Annotated in this window: 12 protein-coding genes; 8 read left to right on the forward strand and 4 right to left on the reverse strand. The window is 42.9% G+C overall.

All coding sequences use genetic code 11. From position 1 onward, the window contains the following. Positions 1-2: 2 nt before the first annotated feature. Positions 3-449 (reverse strand): Hsp20 family protein, encoded by a 447-nt coding sequence (locus AC5FX4_RS15855; RefSeq protein WP_493607304.1) that lies wholly within the window; start codon positions 447-449, stop codon positions 3-5. Positions 450-623: 174 nt separating this feature from the next. Then, positions 624-1,808, reverse strand: coding sequence for a succinyl-diaminopimelate desuccinylase (gene dapE / locus AC5FX4_RS15860; protein ID WP_493607305.1), 1,185 nt, complete (start codon positions 1,806-1,808; stop codon positions 624-626). A gap of 271 nt (positions 1,809-2,079) precedes the next feature. Between dapE and AC5FX4_RS15865 the strand changes: the two genes are divergently transcribed. Next, complete coding sequence (locus AC5FX4_RS15865) at positions 2,080-2,730, forward strand: OmpW/AlkL family protein (RefSeq protein WP_493607306.1); 651 nt, start codon at positions 2,080-2,082, stop codon at positions 2,728-2,730. Positions 2,731-2,784: 54 nt separating this feature from the next. On the opposite strand, the gene AC5FX4_RS15870 is transcribed toward AC5FX4_RS15865, so the two are convergent. Beyond that, positions 2,785-3,315: a thioesterase family protein gene (locus AC5FX4_RS15870; RefSeq protein ID WP_493607307.1), complete on the reverse strand. Its 531-nt coding sequence runs from the start codon at positions 3,313-3,315 to the stop codon at positions 2,785-2,787. Positions 3,316-3,441: 126 nt separating this feature from the next. On the opposite strand from AC5FX4_RS15870, the gene AC5FX4_RS15875 reads away from it, so the two are divergent. Beyond that, positions 3,442-3,942 (forward strand): hypothetical protein, encoded by a 501-nt coding sequence (locus AC5FX4_RS15875; protein WP_493607308.1) that lies wholly within the window; start codon positions 3,442-3,444, stop codon positions 3,940-3,942. 13 nt (positions 3,943-3,955) lie between these two features. Here the strand turns inward: AC5FX4_RS15875 and tyrR are convergent, their stop codons facing one another. Continuing rightward, positions 3,956-5,512 (reverse strand): transcriptional regulator TyrR, encoded by a 1,557-nt coding sequence (gene tyrR, locus AC5FX4_RS15880; RefSeq protein ID WP_493607309.1) that lies wholly within the window; start codon positions 5,510-5,512, stop codon positions 3,956-3,958. Between the two features lie 431 nt (positions 5,513-5,943). On the opposite strand from tyrR, the gene AC5FX4_RS15885 reads away from it, so the two are divergent. From AC5FX4_RS15885 to AC5FX4_RS15910, 6 genes are read left to right on the forward strand one after another with little or no spacing between them, the layout of a single operon-like run. Then, positions 5,944-7,911: a hypothetical protein gene (locus tag AC5FX4_RS15885; RefSeq protein WP_493607310.1), complete on the forward strand. Its 1,968-nt coding sequence runs from the start codon at positions 5,944-5,946 to the stop codon at positions 7,909-7,911. Beyond that, a complete protein-coding gene (locus AC5FX4_RS15890; RefSeq protein WP_493607311.1) occupies positions 7,911-11,015 on the forward strand; it encodes a poly-gamma-glutamate biosynthesis protein PgsC/CapC in 3,105 nt (1,034 codons plus the stop codon). The genes AC5FX4_RS15885 and AC5FX4_RS15890 overlap by 1 nt, the downstream gene beginning before the upstream one ends. Beyond that, a complete protein-coding gene (locus tag AC5FX4_RS15895; RefSeq protein WP_493607312.1) occupies positions 11,008-13,272 on the forward strand; it encodes a hypothetical protein in 2,265 nt (754 codons plus the stop codon). Before AC5FX4_RS15890 ends, AC5FX4_RS15895 begins: the two co-directional genes overlap by 8 nt. Continuing rightward, the gene (locus AC5FX4_RS15900; RefSeq protein WP_493607313.1) at positions 13,262-14,011 is read left to right on the forward strand and encodes a hypothetical protein; all 750 of its coding nucleotides are present in this window, start codon (positions 13,262-13,264) and stop codon (positions 14,009-14,011) included. Before AC5FX4_RS15895 ends, AC5FX4_RS15900 begins: the two co-directional genes overlap by 11 nt. Then, positions 13,990-18,267: a hypothetical protein gene (locus AC5FX4_RS15905; protein WP_493607314.1), complete on the forward strand. Its 4,278-nt coding sequence runs from the start codon at positions 13,990-13,992 to the stop codon at positions 18,265-18,267. The genes AC5FX4_RS15900 and AC5FX4_RS15905 overlap by 22 nt, the downstream gene beginning before the upstream one ends. Continuing rightward, positions 18,260-22,324 carry a poly-gamma-glutamate synthase PgsB gene (locus AC5FX4_RS15910; protein WP_493607315.1) on the forward strand — a complete coding sequence of 1,355 codons (4,065 nt, stop codon included), beginning with the start codon at positions 18,260-18,262 and terminating at the stop codon, positions 22,322-22,324. The genes AC5FX4_RS15905 and AC5FX4_RS15910 overlap by 8 nt, the downstream gene beginning before the upstream one ends. The last annotated feature ends 304 nt before the right edge of the window (positions 22,325-22,628 follow it).

Raw genomic sequence — 22,628 nt, forward strand, 5'->3', positions numbered from 1 at the left:
CGCTATTTGTTATCGAGCAATTTGCCCGCGCCAATTTCGATTTTCCGCGGTTTAAGCGCTTCAGGTATTTCTCGCTCTAGATTAATCACGAGCAAGCCATGTTCTAACTCCGCACCAATCACTTTTACATGATCACCAAGCTGGAACTTTCTCTCAAAGCTACGCTCGGCAATGCCTTGGTGGATAAATTTTCGCTCCGATTGCGCACTCTTTTGTGCCTTAGTACCCGCCACTTTTAGCGTATTATTTTCTGATTCAATACTTAGCTCTTGCTCGCTAAAGCCAGCAACAGCCATGGTAATTTGGTATTTGTCTTGGTCTAGCGCTTCAATGTTATACGGTGGAAAGCTTGGCTGTTTGTCAGTGCGTGCTGCGGCATCCATCAATGATGCTAAATGATCAAAGCCAATAAATGAACGGTATAACGGTGATAGGTCTACTGTGCGCATAATAATATCCTCATAATTAAGCGATATAGGTCTATGACTCTTCTGATTGAACCAGTCACAACCTTTTTGTTTAATAAATTCATAATGTTAGTTAGTAAAAACCCTTTACGGCGTCTTCACTAAACTATTTATGGTCTGTCGATTAATTTTCAAGAATATTTGCGAACTTTTTTTCTAAACTTCGTTTCTTTTAACAAAAAACTCTTGTAAAACATTGAGATAAATTTCCTCGATTTTTTCTAAATCAGATAAAGGGACACGCTCATTCACTTGATGGATAGTATGATTTCGTACACCACATTCCACAACCTGCGTCTCTTCACTCGCAAAGAAGCGTCCATCTGATGTACCACCGGATGTGCTCAACGCAGGATATTGCCCTGTTACCTGATGGATCGCCTTTTCAGCCAACGCTAAAAAACAATTTTGCCTACGGCTGCCTGTGTAATAAGGTTCACAGGGTCGTTCCCAAACAAATTTTAAATGGTGCTGCCATTGCTCCAACACAGACTCGACCAGCGCGCAAACACTCTCGCCACGATAAGCATGACTATATCGAATATTAAAAGTAACCTCACATTCACTAGGCACTAGATTATCAACAATATTTGGCACTGTGATCCCAGTGACTTGCAAGTGTGTTTTTGAACCAGGTTCATCCTTCCACCATACTAATTGCGTCAACGCCGAAACGATTTCACCAGCCAAATGTGCCGCATTAACGGTATTTTCTGGATACGCGACATGTCCGGCTTTACCACGTACCTGAATGCGTCCAGACAAAGCGCCACGGCGGCCATTTTTTATGGTGTCACCAACCACTTTATCTGACGTTGGCTCTCCCACTAAACAAGCGTCAATGGTGATATTATGCTGCTCTAAAAAGTGCGCGATTCTTTTTGAGCCGTACTCAGCCTCACCCTCTTCATCTGAAGTGAGTAACCAATAAAAGGTCCCCTGACACGCTCCTGCCTGCTTGTTTAACGCTTCTGTTGCGCTGAGCATGGCCGCAATCCCCCCTTTCATATCAGCAGCACCGCGACCAATGATCTCACCATTGACAATATCACCACTAAAAGGCGATACATCCCAACCGCGATCGGTCGCTGGCACAACGTCAACATGGCCAGCAAAGGCCAAACTTGGCCCGGACGAAAAATGTCGCTTCAGCACCAAATTCTTAACACCATGTACTTCTTCATTTAATAGCACTTCAAAGCCTTGTGCTTCTAATATGGCTGATAGCCAAGACAAAGTTCCTGCGTCACTGGGCGTGATCGAAGGTGCTTGAATAAGCGTTTGTAGTTTTTCTATGGTTGTTAATTCAAGGGATTTACGCGTTGCTAGTTGATGTGCCATGATTTTCGGCTCTTAATAGAACATACTGTTGATATTACAGCGTTCTGAAGTTGCGCTTTCATTGCATTTACAAGTCAAGTTTATGACAAGCCAATATATTTATTGGGCTTAGTTGCAGTGGTTCGCACATAAAACTTAATCTAAATCAAAGTTTCAAAAATTTCTGAACTTTCCATTCTCAAAATTTGATCTAGAACAGTTTTTTATTTTCCCCGCCAATTAATATGAACCCATCAAAAAGATATACCTCGTATAGGTTCAGGAGATGACAATGAAAACACTTAGCACTGCATTACTATCAGCATTATTGGTAACAGCGCCTTTGGCTCAGGCACAATTTAGTATCAACGTAGGTGCTATCAACGTAAATCCTAGCGATACAGCATCTCACATTGAGCAAAACAAAGCGCTAGGCTTAGTGGCAGATTCAGATACACAGTTAGGTTTAACGTTTGACTATCAGTACTCAGATAACATTACTTTTGAATTAATCGCGGCAACACCATTCTCACACACAGTAAACGGTGCTGGCGGCTTACAAGGTGCTGAGATTGCAAAAGTGAAGCATCTACCACCGACATTATTGGCGCAATACCACTTTTTTGGCGCTGAAGAAAAGTTTCGCCCATTTGTAGGCGCGGGTCTTAACTACACCGTGTTTTTTGATGAAGAAGCGACACCTGCGTTACGTACCACACTTGGCACAGAAGATGTAAAAGTAGACCTAGATAGCTCGTTTGGCATCGCGCTTCAAGTTGGCTTTAACTACATGTTAAACGAAAAATGGGGCCTACACGCAATGGTATCTAAAATGGATATCAATACAGATGCAACCGTGTACGCAAATGGCGTAAAAACACTGACTTCAGACGTTGAGCTTGACCCTGTGGTTGCCATGTTTGGTGTTAAATACAAGTTTTAATTTTTACTCACACAGTTACTTTCTCAATCCCAAAGGCCACACCGTGGCCTTTTATCATTTATTGTTACTTTTCTTTTCTTCTAGCATGGCTTTCCAATGCATTATTTCGACAGGAAGAATCGGTGTTTCACCCTTAAAGCCTGCCACCTCTAACATTTCTTCCACCGTCACAATGCCTTTTTTCTTTTTGAACACACCACGCACATAAGCAATGGCATGTAACCCACGCTCAGAATGAAATTTTTGTTCAATATAGAAGTATTTATGATCCCACCCCACCAAACGAGTGCTCACAGTAAACGACTGAAAAGGTTTAATATCTCTGATATAGGTGATGGCGGTGGCATTTACGATTGGAAACCAACGACGCTTTAAAACTGCAGAAAACAAACCGATGCGCTCGGTCATCCAAGTTCTTGCCAAGTCCATAAACGCCAAATAACGTGAATTGGTTAAATGCAGGTTAATGTCACAATCGCTTGGCATGACTTTAAATTCACAATCCACCACGTCGAGGAGTGATTGATATTCTTTGTTTCTTTTTATTTTCCAGAACAGTAACAGCAATCGAAAATAGAGGTTCATTGTTAAATGGTCCAACCAGATAAATAGACTTGGCAGTCTAACATACAAGCCTTATGGAGCAAGATTAACTTGCCAACTTTCGCTTGCTCAACTAGTCTTCAAAAAAAGCCTAACAAGTTGATCACAATGAAAAACCGTTACCTAGCACCCGCTGTTTTTGGACTATTTTCCTTGTTTTTTTCTCACCTTAGCTTTGCCGACTTTGATTTCGAAGGCGCAGGTACATTGCGATACCCAACGGGCGTTGAAAAGCCTTTTAAGTTTGGCTTTGCGTGGACCGAAAAATCCAAAGATTTCCGTATTGGCAGCAAAACTTACAATATGGCTGAATTACCAGAGTCATACTCCATTGCCCTAACTTTAAGCAAAGATGACAGTAAAGTTTGGATCCAGGAATTCAATAAGGGCTTTATTGAAGGATTTGATTGGCAGATTGGCAAACACCGGATTGCGCTACAAAAAAAGGATTATGACGACGAAGTCAAAGGCAACTATTTGCTTACCTTTAATAAAGTGGATTACTTTTTAGCGCGAAACAATATCAGTATCGAAATAACGTTCAAAAAAGATGGCATTGATAATATTAAATTAGATGGTGTGACAAAAGATATGGGCATTAAAAATTAATGCCCATGAGAAATTATACCTTCACAGTCTTACGATTGATGCCATATTCACGCAGTTTATTCGCCACCGCTGTGTGACTTAAACCAAGGCGTTTGGCCAATTGTCTAGAACTTGGATACGCAGGGTAAAGCTTGCGTAGTAGTGTCGCTTCGAAGCGCTTCACCGCCTGCTCTAATGAACCTTCAAAATCAGATTCCAAATAACCCAAGTCATGGGTAAATGTGGGTAGCTGCATGTGCTCTACGCGTAATTCTTGGTCATCTAACAGCGACACTGCGCGATAAATTGAATTTTCTAGTTGACGCACATTACCTGGCCAAGGGTATTGCTCTAAAAATTCCAAACAATCTTGAGCCAATTTGGGGGCAGGATGACCATTTTGCTGCGCATATTTTTGAATAAAGTGCTCAGCGAGTGGACCAATATCTGCTTTTCTATCTCTAAGCGGCGCAATTTCTAACGTGAGCACGTTGATGCGATAGTATAAATCCTCTCGGAAGCTTCCCTCTTGCACCATCGCAGGCAAGTCTTTTTGTGTTGCAGCGATAATGCGAACATTCACTTTTACTTCGTTTTCATCACCGACTTTGCGAAACGTGCCATCTTGTAAAAAACGCAGTAGCTTGGTCTGAAGCTGCTTAGACATTTCGCCCACTTCATCTAAAAATACTGTACCACCATCCGCTTGCTCTAATACACCACGTTTGGGCGCTGCGTTATCTTCATATCCGGCATAGCCAAATAGTTCTGACTCGGCAACATCATCAGGTAACGATGCACAAGAAAGCGCAATAAAGGGTTTTAATGAACGATTAGACGCATAGTGACAAGCACGCGCTAATAACTCTTTACCCGTACCTGTTTCACCCGTGATCAAAATTGGCGCTTCAAGTTGCGCCATTTTGCGCGCTTCGCGTACGACTCTACGCATCGCCGTACTGTAATTGTGAATGGTAGCAAAACTCTCCTGACCGTAGCGACGAAACGCACTAACTTGCTGACCTAAACGACTTTGCGACTTGATATTAATAACCGCGCCAGCCAACACATCTTCATCATTACCCTGTGGCACAGAAATAGGCAAAATATCGGCGATATAGTCCTCACCACCCACTTCAACCCGCGTCGTTTGACCGAGTACTTCTTTGCCCTCTAACCAACGAGTAAAATTGAAGCCTTTAAGCAAATTATTGATGTTTGCGCCGATGATTTCGGTTTCTGGCTGGTTAAGGTCTTTGCACGCTGCATCATTGCAGTGACGAACCCAACCCTTAGCATCAATTGAAATAACGCCATCCGGTAACGCACTTAGGAGTGTATAAAGTTCATTATGCTCACGCTCTGATGGCAAAAATGCGGTTGTTCGTACATCTTCTACACCATCAATCAAGCGTATTTCAGGCATGATTTTTTGAAATTGCTCAAATTCAATTGGAGGAAAACTCACATACATCCGGCAATTAACCGAATCAACCTCTATCCCTTTTAGATCCACTTGGTAGCTTACCAAGATATTAAGTATTTCCTGAGCAATACCGATACGGTCCGCACAATGAATTTCAAGACGCATTTGTTCCTCAAAAGAGCATGTCACAACTTAGCAAGATCATACTCCAAGAATAGCGACTGGACTAGAAAAATGTAAACTATTTTGAACGATTCAGCCGATTTAATCAGCTTAATGATATATCTCAAAATTTAGATTAGTAAAATAGCATTAGAAAAGAACAAGCATTGAACAAAGTGCTAGCCATAACAATTGACGCGATACTACCTATCCCCACACTTTGTAAGCGACTAAGCACAGAGTTCAATCACGGAAATCTCACCCGTATTTATTGCAGGCTCAAGCCATTTTAAAAACCGAGAACATATGTTCAATATCATTGCTCATTTTAGTGATTTTTCCCCGATTTATCCTACGCTTATAGAAATATAAAAATATCCGTTGCGTCCAACAACAGTCATTTATTAGTGGGCCCTATTGCTACGAGGCATTGCGTGTCGGTAAAACAACAACTCTTTATTCTGCGAAAAACACCTTCTTTTTGGCTATTAACTGGCACCTTTATAGCCATAGTGGTGTGTGCGCTTTACGGTGTACTACGAAGTTGGAATGGACCTGTATATGCTGTTATCGCTCAACATACGCAAAATCAGGCAACGAATATTGTCGTGATTGAAACAAATGACTTAGTTCAAGAGCAACATCAGCTCATTGAAAAGGTGAAGGCGCTCTCCCCCAAAGCTGTCGTGGTTTTTTCATCTACATTAGACAGCAAACTTAAAAGCCCGTCCGTGTTGTTTGTTGGCTCGTCTCCCGCAAACTGCCCCCCTCTAATCTCTCCTTGGCTTAATGAATACATTGTTTACAACCCACCAGCAAACCACTGTCATCTTTGGCTACAAACGCTCTTCACACGCACTGAAAACATGACTGAGCGTCTAATTGATTTCAGTTTGCCATTCAGTGCATTGCCCAAATTTACAAGTCAACGTGTACTTGCAGATGATATATTCAAAGAACAATTTGCAGATAAAATTATACTCGTAACACAAAGTCATGGTGGGTTTGAAATTCCATTTAATGCGCCACAACTCAGCCACAGCACCAACCCTGTATTCCTTTATGCATACTTACTGCACAATTTAGATAAACAGATATTTGTTAGCCTTTTATCTCCAGAACTTTCTGCAACTCTGCAAGTCATTTTTTTCATCTTTTTGCTCTTCGTACTGCAAAAATACGTTATCGATATAGGTGCCGCAATCGCGTTGCTCACTAGTATCATGTGGTTATTGATTGGCTACTTATTGGTTGTCTTTGCCAATACGCTGATACCCATTGTGCAACTGATTTTATTAACCTGGTTATCCCTCGCATCGGTACTCTTGCACAACAAATACAAACAAGATCGTCACTTATCGAAGCTCATCAATAACCTTAATCAGCGTATGTTTGGGCGCTATTTACCAAAATCTATAATTGAACAGTCGAGCCCTTGGGAGTCGGTACTCAGCCTCGTCAATCAGCAACTCAGTTTAAATCGAGGCATGTTTTTAGCGCGCGTCGAAAGCGATCATCGCCTTTATGAAATCCAAGCAATTAACTGTCAACTGAATGACATAGAGGAATTGAGACGAGATTATGAACGCCCCCCTTATAGCGATGCCATTAAAGAGTTAGGTGCCATAAAAATAGCGCGTCCATTTTTTAAGGGTCTCAATAGTAATGAACTTCAATACATAGCGCCGCTCATGTATGCCGGTGATATTCGTGGCTTTTGGGTCATGACGGTCAACAGACAGGAGAGTTTTAACGAAGCCGCGTTTATCCACAACGTAAATCGTTTCGCCAGTCAGATAGGCGAGCTGCTTTATCACTATCATATCTCGGCGCAAATACAGCAATCACAAAGCCAAACATTAACGCGGGTACTGACCTTAAACTTATCCGAATCGCCAAGCAGAAAAGTGCAATCGGCCATCGCAAGCATGGAGCAAAAACTCTCAACTCTAGAGCATCTGTTCAATCATTTGAATAGTGCGGTGATCATGTTTAACTTATTTGGACAAGTTGTTGAAGTGAACAAAGCTTTTGAACAGTTGGCAGCAAAGCAAAATTTAAAAACTTTCGGCATGTCTGCGTTCGATTTACTCATGCATAGCTGTCAATTCAATGCCGATACCACAAAAGGAAAGCTGCGTTATCTCACCTTGCACAAAGGCCGGTTTACACGTCTTGTTGAGTTTGGCACTCATCAATATATCTTAACCGTTATGAGCGTTGATAAGATTGAAACTAGCAGTCAGACTGGCTCTCCTTTTTCAGTCTCGGGCATCTTATTTGAGTTTATCGACATCACCTATTTATTGGCAACGCAAGACGACCCTAATATCGTTGCAAAACTACGCCCAGTGACCTTGCCTAACAATGGCTCAGATACCGATAGTTGGAGTGATGCATAGTGGATTGGGTGCTGAGCATTTTTCCAAGCGGAGGCGGATTAGGACAATCAGTTATCACCACCGTTTGGGTTGGAATTGCGGTTGTCTGCTTTCTTAACTTAAGGTTTGGTTTTCCGCTGACCGGGCTCGTAGTGCCTGGCTACCTTGTTCCCTTACTCATTGTCAGTCCGACTTCGGCGGCTGTGATCTTGATTGAAGCTATTGTAGTGTATGGCTTAATGCGTCTCAGTGCACAAACGCTTATGGAGCGACTTGGTTATGCTCAAATGTTTGGCCGAGACCGCTTTTTTGCCATTATTTTGATCAGCATCTTGGTTCGAGTAGTTATGGACAGTGCATTTTGGCCGCTGGTCGCTGACGAAATGAAACTATGGGATATCAGCTTTGATTACGCATCGGACCTACATAGTTTGGGTTTGGTGATCATCGCTTTAACTGCGAATGTAATGTGGAACAGTGGCTTTAGGTACGGGGTAAAAGTCACCGCCGTTCAGCTACTGATCACTTATTTGCTGGTGCGTTATGTACTCATGCCTTTTACCAATTTCAGTATCGCCAATCTAGCCATCATGTATGAAGCGGTCGCCTCTTCCATCGTCGCAGCGCCCAAAGCGTATATCATTCTGGTGCTAACTGCATTTATCGCCTCCAGAGCAAACCTTCGTTATGGCTGGGAGTTCAACGGCATACTATTACCCGCTTTACTGGCACTTCAGCTACTTCAACCCAGTAAGCTCCTTACCTCATTTATTGAGACTTCGGTTATTCTTATTATTGGCGCCAGCCTACTACAATTCACACGACTTAAGCAGGCAAACCTGGAAGGCGCTCGGTTATTACTGTTTTTCTTCAACATTGGTTTTTTATATAAACTTGCCTTGAATTACGGTGTTGTGCATTTTTACCCAAACATAAAAGTCACCGATACATTCGCTTTTGGTTACATGCTATCGACGCTCTTAGCACTGAAAATTTACCAAAAGAGTGCGCTTGGTCTCATCATCAGGGCAACCTTTCAAACTTCTATTTTAGGGGGGGCATTAGCTATTCTAATTGGATTTTTAATTATGTTTATTCCCTCACAATTCGCCGCCCAAAGCGTCCAACCTGCCATCGAAAAGCAACAACCTCTATCTATTTCGGCACAAATCAACGCCTATAAAAGCCTGCTCTACATAGCTGCTCGCGAAGGGTCTGCCGTCGGCCAATACAGCAATGCAATGCAAGTTGCCCAGTTTAAGCGCGTGATTGAATTACTGATTGAACATAGAGAAGATGATGAGGTACACAACACGGTTGCCACAGCGCTCGACTCGCTCGGGTTTTCTCTACGGCAAGACCAAGAATATCTCTACATTCAAGACAACCAAAAAAACGCGCCTAGAGGATTATTTATTATTGCAAAACACCCTAAAGCCAATCATGTGATCAGTGTGCCACACCCTGCTTCGGAGCGTTCGGCTGCAGATGTCGCCGCGATGTTACTCCATCATTTACACAGTAACGCGCTCGTTTTAGGGAACAACGTGACTGTCACCCAGAGCGATACCTACAAACCACAAAGTATATTTTATCAAGCATTTCTTGAAGCACTGGAAACCTCGGAACTATTACAGGTTCGCGAGTTAACGGCTAAAAGTCGTAAAAGCTTGCCATCAGCACAACGCAACGACCCATGTCAGTTTTGGGTTTTTAATCAGTTACCTCACTCTATTGGACAAACACAACTCTCAGACATGCTGAGCTGTAAGCACCATCATTTTGGTTTAGCGGCAAACACAAGCTTGCCTTACCCGACGTATCAACATGCAATGCTGGAAGTGTTTATCGACCACAAAAGCTACACCCGTCTATTGGCTGTAACCTCGCTCTCTGATAGCCAAAAAACGCTCGCAACAGTTGAACGACTTGATGACTCAATGGAAGACATCATCACTGAATTTACAACACACATCAGTGCAAAAGGGAGCGGCCAATACACCCCTCCGACGCTCAATGAGGCCGCGTTATGGGAGTTTGAAATACTCAAGCCCCTTTATCGCCTTGCTGATAATTTGAGTCACCATTCAGACTTTAACAAACTCCAAACTCAATTCGATCACATTAATTCCGTGGCAAGCCTTGTCGGCTACAAATTATCTGTTGTACGGAATATGGATGAGCAACTTGTTATGTTGTCACCGCTAGAAAGTGCCAACTATTATGAGAAAGGACAAGGGCTTTATTTTATCCGTTTAGGCAGCGCAAATTTACTCTCTATTCAAGTGCCTCGTCCCCTTTTTGAAAGCCACACGTTAAAATTTGCCGCGCATTTATTTGCCAATACAAGTGCAAAAACCATGCTTATTGCCGGTGCGCACCCTTATGCTTCACCCACAGCAAATGTGGTGAATCCAACTAACAGCGCCTCGCTATTTAATGTTGTTCATCAAAGTTTACTGCGCCATTACGCACAGCAAAATAGCATGAGTATTCAAATACGAAGCCACAGTGAGCCGTCTTCAATAAGACCTAGTGCACTGTCTTTTGCGCACACAACAGCGAGCCCACAGCATCAAGTCTTGCTGGATACCTTGCGCAATGCGTTAACTGAATTGGGGGTCGAGCATCAAATAGTCAGTGGGCAGCAAGCCACTCGCGGACTCGAGATCGGTGCTTCCCCACAAACTGGTTATGATCTATTTTCTGCCAACAGTGAATTAGCAACACTGTGGCTCGCTGCCGATTACAAGCAGCATTTTGCAACATCGCAGCGCACGCTTGCGCAAAAGCTAGGAGCCATCTCAACGTCGCATCATGGTGATGCTATTTTTATGTCAAAACTAACCGAGAACGACTGGCTCGCCTTGACCAATACTCAACATGCACACATGCATGCAAGTATTAAGCTATATCGTCAATCGTTGCATTTGCCAACGCTTGCGAATATATGCCGCAGTTTCTCTTCATGCAGTCTAAGTACATCCTCAATCTATCCGTATAACGAACTTGCATTAGTTGTAAAAGAGCAGCACAGGTTGGCGATGATTTATTTGCCGAACAGGCAGCTCACCATAGACAGACAGGCCTTTATCGACGCCACAAAACGAGGCGCATATGAATAATTTAAAATGGCTGATACGCCTGGTTCTTGGATTGCTCATAGTCGGCACGCTCAGCTGGCAAGCATATAAACTATTTTATTGGCTGTCCTCAGCGAAACCTTTGCTACAAAAACAAGGCGAAGAGACGCGTTCAACGGTACACTGGCTAGAAAGCGATAGACCTCTAACTTATACCTTTTCTCCCTCCCAAGCGATTGAGATCCGAATATTATCCAACGCTATCTTAAGCGCGGAACACCCCCTCGATAGCAGCGCACATTACGCAATTCAATATGAACTATGGGATGACAATCAACAACTACTCTCTGGCGATCGCTATCATCATGCAGCTCGCTTTGTTGCTGATAAAGATCAGCTTACAAAACAAATAATGGAGAATCGGGAAACACTGCATGTTTCGTCAGGCCAATCTTTTTACCTGCGCCAACACGTGTTTAACAATGCGAACAAGCTTGTACTCAACTTAGTCACCGAAGACCCTTCAATCAAAGGGGTCGTTGTTAGATTACATGCCAAAACTAAAACCAATGAGCCAGATATTCAGCGCACTTGGCAAAAATATCCTGTCACGTGGCGAGATAGGATCAGTCAATATCACACGCTAGGTCCTTACGCACTGAGTGAGAGTGAAATCGCCAACGCAGTGCAATATGACTGGCAAAAACTTGCGCCACTCGGTATTCCTGAAGTCGACTTCGTTCAAGGTACTTTGTACGAATCACTGCCCTATCATGTCGCCAGTTATGATTTTTCATCCGAACAACTCAGTACCGATGCATTTCTTAGCTCAAATACGCTCACAGCATCCGTCAATGTTTATCAGCAACAAGACTTCTATTTTTCGACCGAAGCACACCTCGATGCATTAAAACTCACTTGGTATGACCCTAAAAAGTTTGCTGCTCCAAAAACGCTCACCGCTGAGCATACTCAGGTCGCCAATCAGTACAAACTCAACCAAATAAAACCGGGTCTAATCGTCATTGAGTCAACATCTCCTGTTTTGTCGTCTTGGTACAACCAAGATTTACAGCCCCTTTTTGCGCTACATAGCTTGTATTATCAAACTCACGAACAAAACACCGTGCAATATGCTGTACAACCGCATAGTGACTTAAAACTTGATATTAAAGGCGCGCCGAATACACAAGCCACAATACGCTTACTCGATGAGCAAGGTTTAGTCGTCAAAACCTTCCACTTAGCGCTGAACGCAACCCCGTCTCACTATGAACGCGCAATCAATAGCGATACAACGCGCAGCACCGTTTATGACTCTGAGATTTTCTATCTACGCTCATTACCCGACGCTGTCACGCAAATAGACATTGCCACAGACAAAAGCAGTGCGATTCGATTACAAGCAAGAAACGAGCACTTCAATTATCAAACCACTTATTGTGAGCAACTTTGCGACCCAGAAGCCGAAGACTTTTTATATATTCCCGCTTGGTTTGTACAAAAGGCCTCAAATGCACAGGCATTCTCGCAACCAGAAAATATTCTGAAAGTGCGTTCGTTTAGTGCCCCACCCGAAGAAAAAACATCACAGACACATTATCGCAGTGCGCTGCTTTTCGCTGCGTTGCCGTTATCCAATATCGCTTTAGTGAATGAGCCAAAGCGTTACGACACGCAGCATGTTCCGCCCGAAGATTTTCAATTTAGAATCGTCACTGACCGCGCTAACTTAGCCAAAAACCAAACCTCGGCAACCGCAATTATTGTCAAAAACCAGAAATTTCCATTCACGCGGGAATATAGCGCAGAACAATTTTTTGCCTTTGCGCAGACACAGCGACTTGCAAACGACACTCAGGTATTTATCAATCAAGGTGATGAACGGCCTTGGTCCAAACAACGGCTTTACTTTATGAAAAAGAACGAGCCACTTTCGCTACCCTATTCCACGACTCCAAAAAGTATCATAATTAAAGCCTTCTCAACGCAACAGCAAACACCTCCTGTGGTTGTCAGTGCCAAACTGGATGCTTTTCGTCAACCGAGCCTCGCACAGGAATATACTTTATTAAAACGTCGTGTTGCGCTTAAAGTGAGTGAAAAAACCAACGCTTTCATGCTGCATCCCAATATTGGGCATTTACAGGCCTATACAACGATGACGATTCCAATTGGTCACGATATAAGCCAATTAAACCAGCTAATATTAAAGTCAGAACAAGATATCTGGCTCAGTATACTCAATGAATACGAGCATCCCACTCCCGAACTCAAATGGTGGTCTGATGAAAGCTAACGTTATACTCAGCGTAATGATTTTGTGCCTTGCCCAATCAACGGCTAACGCGCATCTTCCTTCTGTAACCGAGCTAGTGGATTGGTTTCAGGCTCCCCATGAGGCACCACCTTGGGCTTTTCTCAGCGAGAATAATGAGTATCGCCTGCTAGCCTCTTCCGCGTTATATGGCGGCAACCACCTTTGGTATAAGAAACAAGGGCAGCACTGTGTTGTTTCCGTTCCTCACCAATTTTATGACAAATTCACCTTAGAGATTGGCGAACCTATTTATCAATCGCTATGTCAGGTACTGGTGACAAACTCGCACCAACGCTACAGTGACAGCGAAGACTCTGAGCCAATGGATTTATCTAAACGCAAAACCAGCTTACACCACAATGCCATAGTGGCATTTCAGTCTCGTTTTGTGGATACTAAAATCTTTCAAATACATGGTTTCAGTCAAAATAAAAGAAAAACACCTATCGGACAGCAAGCCGATTTTATTGTGAGCCAAGGCAAGCACATTGATAGTTCATTACAGCAACTCACCGCGTGTTTACAGACACTCAGCCCACACAGTTATAGTTATCCACTGCAGGTGACAGAACTAGGAGGGATAAAAAACGTCTTGCACCAGTATGTAATGGCAAAATCGTTTTATCACATTGAGATCAGTAAGCCGATGCGTGAAAAACTGATCAATAACAACCTGATGATGGAACAACTGACAACATGCTTACGATCCGCGCTCTAATCATTTGTTTTGTATATTATGCAACCTCTGCGTTCGCTATTTCTCATGCGGTTGAGCATGCGCCTTATTTGCTTGTTCCAGAGCAAGAGCAAAACGAGTGGCAAATTGCAGACACAGACTTCACGCTCGAAAGCCAACAAGCACGAAACGTCTATCTGCCCTCTGGTCATTGGCTTGATATACCCACCACGCAGCTAACCAATTTACGCCTTTGGCAAAGTTATAATACGTATAGTAAAAGAAGTATTGTTCGCGAAGAACTTGTCTGTACGGGCAAGTTTTGCCGTATCAACGCTTCAAATGACAACCGCGTGCTTCATGTCGAGAATAAAACAGATACCTCACAAACAATTGCAATAGTACAAGGCCACTATCAAATACCCCCTGACTTATACAACCACCACTTAGCGCTCCCATCGCAAGCTCTGCATCTTCAAAGCCCACATCAAACAAACACGTATTACTTTGTCGAAGAGAATAAACCGCTATCAATTCGCTTTGACGATGCTGCCAAACTCAAAATATCGGTCAGAAAGTTACTCGGTACGCCATCCCAATTGAGTAAATCAAACAAAATCTATTTGTCTATTAATGAGATCCCTTCGGCCATTTTACCGTTGAGTGATACACAAGCCCTTGAATATAAAAAACAGAAAATCAGCATTAGTAGCATTGAGTATTTGGCGGTAAACGACAATAGCAAACTGACTATTCAAAGTGATGCACGGGCACTTATTCAAATAGAGCAAGCACAACGTGCATTTTTAGACTTTGACAGTGCACAAAAAGATCCAGAATCCTTGCTGCAACCCTACTGGATTGACGCGTTAGAAAACGATTTGCAAACAATTTATGGCAACAAAGATCTGAGTATCTTAAATAACTTCGACTATGCCAAAGCATCTGCCTTGGCCAAAAAGCGCCACCAGCAATTACGTGCCTCAGTGACACAAAACCTTTTTTTAAACCCTACCGAGAGCGACCAAGTCGTTAAATCGCGGTATCAACAAACACACATACAATCGGGTGTCAGACATTCTGAGCAACAGGTTTATCCCACCTTAGTGAGGCAATCGATTCTCAGCCATACAATCCAAAATACACTGACATTCAAACTCAATAACGAGGCACCACTTAATGACAATCTCAATGTGTATGTCCGTGTTAAACATGAAGGTAAGTTAAAAGTTCAACTGGATGAACGAACATTTGAACTACACATTCAGCCACACGAGGCATTCAGCGTATTCACATTCAACACACAACAAGCCACACAACTCACGCTTCAAACGCCCACCGAGATAGAAGTTGCCGTACGGCAAACAACCATCAGCCCGCTGGTCAACAACGAGCTGCTTTATGTAAGACCAACTAAACTGGCAGATAAGTCCCCAACTATCCGAGCGCTTTTAGCCAACTATCAAGCAAAAGCCGCCACTCAGTACTTAAACGCATTACCCAATTACCAAGCAAGCCCCTACAAGCAAAACATGAGTCAGCATGAGACCGATAAGCTCCTGTCTGAAGCAAGGCGTTCGCTCAGAACGGCACCGATACAAACCATGCAAATATCGAAACAACTTGTGCAAAGCACACTAAGTGAAGTGGCTCTGCAGGCTTGGCAACTGCGCATTGCTGCGTTAGAGCAATTAGGGCAAGCAAATATTGCGACTCGCTATCTTGAGGCATTATTAAAAAGTAGTAATTTAATCAGTAGCAATGCAAAATTAAATGAATATGCAAAGCAGCAACTTTTGCTGCGGTATCAAGCCGCAAACCAACACTATAAACTCATCGGGTTGTGCTCACTAAAAACGAGACCAGACTGGTGCGCAACACACTTATCACAACTTTATTATGCAAATCAGCAAGCTTTACTGGCTGCATGGCACATTCACGATGTTCCACCAAACACCAAAGAAAGCCATAAAATCTATCAGTCACTCGGATATCAGTACTTATCAAATGTGGACTTAGAGGAAAAACCCAACTACCAACTAATCCACTATGGCCAAGTCGCACTCGACAGTGAGTCACATCAATACCAAGCCTTTAGATTGAGCCACGATCAAGCCATTACCCTAACCGCTTTTAGCCCATTAACATTAAAAGTGACTGCTCGCTCAATCGCCCATGCGCCTGACACATTTAAAACCAATTGGCTATATATCAACTCGACTGAACAACCCATGAGCATAATGCCCATATACGCCGATATTCCCTCAACCACCGTTGAACAAACAGGTCAAAGCTTATCGATTGCAGCCAGTGGCTTTGTGACGCTAAAACAAGGAGAAACCATCACGATTAAAAGTTCTGAAATCAGCTTTTTAACGCTCAGAGCATTAGATCCGCAATCAGCGTTAGTACTTTTTGACAATGATTTATCACCGGCTTACTTTGCACAAAGCTTTGCCGACTTATTGCGCAAGCCTGATGCAACTATGGCGATGATATTAAACAATGCGCTCCATCGTCTTTGTGAAAATAAATTTACGGCTCAAGAGTTTACTTCGTTATTTGTAAAGCTGGGGCAACATCCCGTCGCCAATCATCTTAAAACGTTGCACCGTCGCGTGAGCCAATACGGACAATGGCAAAATATGGCAACCTATACCAGCTTTTTAGGGACCCGCTTGCTACCAATTGAAAACAACAGGCAACGCAGTGTGTCAGACCAAGTAACGCGACATACGACTAAAAATGGCAATTTAGCGGGAATTGCTCTGCGACCTTTCAAGAAATTGACATTAGATATTAGTGAGTTTATCCCCAAACAATCAAAGCTAAGGCTATCACTGTCTTCGGCCGAATTAGATGGCGCACAACATGCGCAGGTCATTATACAGAGCCAGCATAACAGCCGTACTTATTCCCTCACTGAACAAGTCCCTGTTGAGCATGTTTTGAGTCAGCAAGAAATAAGCTTTGGCACTATCACACTACATTGGGACAAACCATACTTGTCTCATTTATTAACCATTGAAGTATTAAGCGAAGGTACAGATGGCTGGCAAGCCATTAAGAGTAAGGAACAACAACGGTTTTATACCGCTGATAAACACCACCCCATCATCTTGGACCTACAAAATGACGCCTTGTTAAAAATAGAATATATGTACCAAGATAAGCGCACCGAAGTCTTCAAAAGCTATGTAGCAGGGCATCACCAGCTACCTCAACTTGATGCTGAAGGATTGCGAGTCCAAGTTTGGCAGCTTAGTGCAAATAATCACAAGTTACCTATTCACCAAACAAGCAAAACTGTTGAAAACAAAGACACCAACACGCCCTTTAAAACAGATAGCGGTTCTTTAAACACCTTGACCACTACAACGCGACACCAAAAAAGGCGCGTGAATATCGAAGGGTATTTGACGACGGAACGACAAGGTGCCAGCGATTTTGAAGATCAACTACCTCAGGTTGACTACACCACATTCGGTATGACCGCGCGATATAACGAGCATGACTTTTGGTACAAGCTAGGTCTTGCCAAACAAAACAGTGACCATTATGACTCAACCTACCAGCTCAGTGCGGCACTCGATTGGTTATCACCACACAGCGACTGGTACACGCAAAGCGACTTAGAGATCAACTGGCAACCCGCTCAAGACACGACATCAAGCTTTTATTCTACAAAAGTCGGCTTTTTAATTGGGCAACGTTGGCAAAACAACCGTGCTGCAACACATCGTTGGTGGTGGCAACCTAAGTACTTTTATAGTAGCGCTGATATTAACGACCTGAGGCTTTTTAGTAGCATAGCCCCCGCAATTTTATCTCGATATAAAGCGCAACATAAGTATGGTTGGCAAGCGGGTTATCAATATCTCACCCAACCTTATGTAGATCAACAAGTTGGCATGAGAATTCAGGCAACAAGTAATAAAGACGGCTATCATTTAGATAACAGCCGGATCACCTTACTGGCAAGGCAATTTTATGAGGGCAATATATTCGCAGCGCAACTTGTCGGCAAATATGCCTTTTCCGATGATGATAGGAGCAAAGCACTTTGGCAGCCTGTCACGCAACTGAGTTGGCAAAAGTGGTTCACGCTTAATCAGCGCTTTGCGGCGAAACTAGAACTCAGCTGGGAAAAAAATTGGCGCCTAGATGAGCATTCTTTTGCCTTGCAATTACGCATCGGAAACACTCGAGCAACCGGTTTTACGCCCTATAGTTTTAGTGAGCAACCCTTTAAACGTTTATCAGATATAGCGCTAATATCACAGGATAATAATGAATAAACAGCATATAAAGCGACAACTGGAACAGCTGTTATTTGCAGATACCGAACGGTTTTGGCTCAATCTATATCATCACAAATATCAAAAGTTACTCGACGAATTATGTGACTGGCCATTGCTTATGAACAAGCCAGAAGACGAACCTTTACTGTCGTGGCTGCACTTGCAATCCATATCTTTTATACGCCATAAAATTGAGCAACAACAAACCACCATACTCGAGCTGGAACACAACTATCAGTTATTTGTTTCTCGACTTTCTAAAACTGACTTAGCACTTGAAAAAAAAATCCACATTCTTAATTATTCCCAGCAATTGGGGGCATCAAAGCAACAACTAAAAGCCGACAAACGGGCTTTCGCGCGTTGGTTTGACGAAGGCGCAATGCGAGACAGATACCAAACCAAGGTTTTAACTATTGAACAAAGTATCAAGTTTCTCATTGCTCGTTTAGGAGCGTTAGGCCAAAGCTATTTGCAGCATAACAAAGCACAATTAGAAAAAACCTGGCGAACACTTGATCTACAACCATTTTTTTTACGCTTGCTTGCACAGAGCCAAAGCGCGCACATTCGACACAGCATTATTCGCGCTTTGGTTAACCTCGTAGCACTCATTCAAGACAATGATATAGATACTGAACTCAGTGGAGATCTCATTGCGAGATTAGTGGAACTATTGGAAGATGAGGATACACCATATAACGCCATTATCGATATATTAGAGATCCTCATCCACCAGCGGCCTACTTTTATCCGCGGTCATATGTGGGCCATGTTGCTCGAGTCCATAGACGATGCAAGCCTGAAAAACGATCAATTATTTATACTCGCGGCGTTGCCCAGAGTCATTACACGCCAAACTAAGCTAACAGACAAAGACATCAATTTACTGCAGCAACTCAGTGAACATAGCTACCCAAGAGTCAGACAGGCTTTGATCGAACAAACGCAAAGTATGCCAGATAACCTAGCCAAACAAATTATCCGCGCCCGTTTTGAGAATGAGTCATGTGATGCGGTGCGCTTTACCGTCCTAAAACAGCTCACGCATGAACGTTACTGTGACGATGATTTTGCATTTAACATTTGGCAAACCACCCTTTTAAAGCCCAACAGTTTAGCTATAAAGCGCATTGTATTAGAGCAAACCCCCAGAATAATGCTCAACATGCAGCTCAATAGTCATCAACCAGACGAAGTATTTCGGTTATTTATCAGCGTATTGAATGACGTGTTAAGCCAACCGGAAGAAATCGCTATTAAACGCTACGTTGCGCGCACACGAGAGCAGTTAGCAAGTTTTTATAATCAGGAGCTTATTGCAAATATTAAGTCGCAATTAGAGGGGTCAGATCTCATTGAGGTCGATCCCCAATTAGAGCAACATACACTAGGCCGAGTGTTAAGCTTACTCGCCCAAAGACAACTGGGTTTCAATGCTTCATGGTCTAAGAAGCGCTGGCACATCAGACGAGGCTATATCGAGGCACGTAGGTTTTGGCGATTTTTGCACGAACTGCGCAACCCAAGTACCGATAAGCGACAAGGGTTTAGCCACACCAAAACCAAAAGGCCCAGTGCAAAGTTACATGTACCAAGTTGTAGCATAGCCGAGATCAGTGAGACCAATGTACCAGGCGAAGCTTTATACCATTTGGATGAACACAGCGCCCGACCCCATTTACCCTTGCTCGACTATGTTCTTTCGATACTAAGCCAAGATCATTTACCAAGCCCAGCTCACAGTTACACGCCTGATGGGATTTTATTAATCACCAAACCAACATCCTTATTTGCACGCCTGCGTGCTTATTGGCATATCTCATGGCATTTCAGAGCGCTAGATACCTTACGTAAAGGCAATGAACTTGCACAGCAGCGGTATTTACAAACGCTTACCAAACTTGGATTTAAAATTGAGTTTAAAGCCTACTCGTCAGTGCTTGAATGCGCCTTTCCGGTAGACCCTCAACTTAAGTCGCTGTTTACCAATCTGAGCCTTATTCCCAGTATGGTAACAATCGCGAGTAGTTTTAAAGAATATGCGTACTCTGTTTATCAAAATACCTTATCGCAACTGATGTTTTTTGTTGTCAGCTTCAGCGCGTATTTTTGGGGACGACATCTTTATACAAGTCGAAAAATCATTCATAACCGCAAAGCCATTCCGGTTACAATTGGGGGTTGGGGTACGCGAGGAAAGTCGGGCACTGAACGTTTAAAAGCTGCCTTATTTAGCGCATTAGCATTGCGCACTATCACCAAAACCACTGGCTGTGAGGCCTCTTTAATTTATAGCAAAATCTCTGGCGAACAATTTGAGTTACCCATCTTCCGCCCCTTTAACAAAGCGACCATCTGGGAGCAAAGCGATATTTTAGCGTTTTCCAAATCCGTCAAAGCCGATGTATTTTTATGGGAGTGCATGGGACTCACGCCCCGTTACGTAAAAATATTACGTCGCTGGATGAAAGATAACTTTGTCACCATTACCAATGCTTACCCAGACCACGAAGATATATTAGGGCCAAGTGGCGTAGATGTAGCGCGAGAAATGGCAGCTTTCGTTGGTGAGAATACGCAGGTATTTACCAGCGAACAAACCATGGCACCAATTTTGGAAGAAGCTGCCAAAGAAAAAAACTCCACCCTGATCCAAGTTCACTGGGGTGATGGTTTTCAGATCACACCCGATATTCGCGCCCTCTATCCTTATGACGAACACCCAGACAATATTGCTCTGGTATGCAAAATGGCGCAGTACATAGGCATTCAAAAAGATTTCGTCTACAAAGAAACCGCTGAGCGTATCGTGCCCGATATTGGTGTGTTGCAGCACTTCACAAAAGCAAAAATTGGCCACATCAGGCAATCATTTGTCAACAGTATGTCGGCCAACGAGCGCCTTGCGACCATTGAAAATTGGCAACGTTTAGCGCTGTTCCAACTCTCTGAACAACCTCATATTCAAACCATTGCATTGATCAATAATCGAGACGACCGCGTTGCACGCTCCAAGGTCTTTGCTCGCATCATGGCTGAAGACTTGTGCTTTGATTATCTGGTGGTGGTAGGTACTAACGTGAGTGGTTTCTATACCTTCTTCCAACAAGCGGTCAATGAGCAACTCACAGATATCATCGACAACAACGACAAAGGGTCACTTTCACAATTGCTTAAGCGCTTTAATTGCCCAAAAGACACACAGCAATTGCTAAAACGTCTTAATGTATCGCTTATTGAAAATCCTTTATTCGCACATGACATTGAATCAGAGGCTGCACTTGATCAAGCCCTGCAAACGCGATCAAACCTGACGAGCACACAACAGCAGTATCTTAAACAAATATTTATGCAGTTTCTTCACGCTGATGCGTTGTTACAATTCAGCAGCCTGAAAGAGCACAAGATAAAAATTATTGAGTGCATCAACAAATTGATTGTTCAAAAAACCATCTTGATCCACGACGCCCATATAAGTAGTGACAACTTAACCCAAACGTTAGAAAGTTTAGCTTGCAACAACCAGCACCAACTTATCGTGGGTATGCAGAACATCAAAGGGGTTGGACTTAATTATGTGCAGAGCTGGCGACAATGGCAGAGAGTGTATTTCTTAGGAGAGCAATTAAGTGACGCACATATCACAGTCACGTTATTCAACAGCTATCTCTCACAATTAGCCAGCTATGATCAGTTTGGCGTTCTTGAGCGCGGTTATCTTATGTTGTTAGTCAATAAACTGAGTCAATCGCCTCACGCTCAAAATGAGTTTCACCAAGCTCAATTAAATCTTATCCAAACAAAATTAGAAAAAGAAAGTCCGAAAAATAATAGTTCTGCACATGCAAAACGCCGACCTATTAGAGATTTTTTTATGCAAGTCATTGAGTCTTTTTTAGAAGCTGGCGCTGCAGTGAAAAGAAAAACAATTGCCCAACAGATCTACCAAGACATCGCGAGCCAACATATTACTTTGGAAAGAGCCAAAACAGAGCTTTCTAAATTAAACCAAAGTCAAAAGCCTGGTTGGTTTACAGCTAAACAGAAGTAATCAGCATATTGTTGTTTCAAAGCACTAAAATCAAGATGTGAAATAACCCTATGTTCTCTAGGTATATCTTAAGGTTAGTTGTAAAAAATAGCGCCAAACACAATTGTATAAAATATACCAATGAAACATTTTTTAAACATCTTTCCCTTAACTGAGCGCATACTACTTCCCCAATACGATTCATATGGGTATACTGACGCACTTTAAATGCATAGATAGTCGGTCTCTACACACCGAAAATTGAGCACGTAACTATAATCGGCCACCCGTTCAAATGCATAACTATTTGCACGTAAAAGACAAT

It is taken from the genome of Pseudoalteromonas sp. ATL1 (assembly GCF_058933015.1).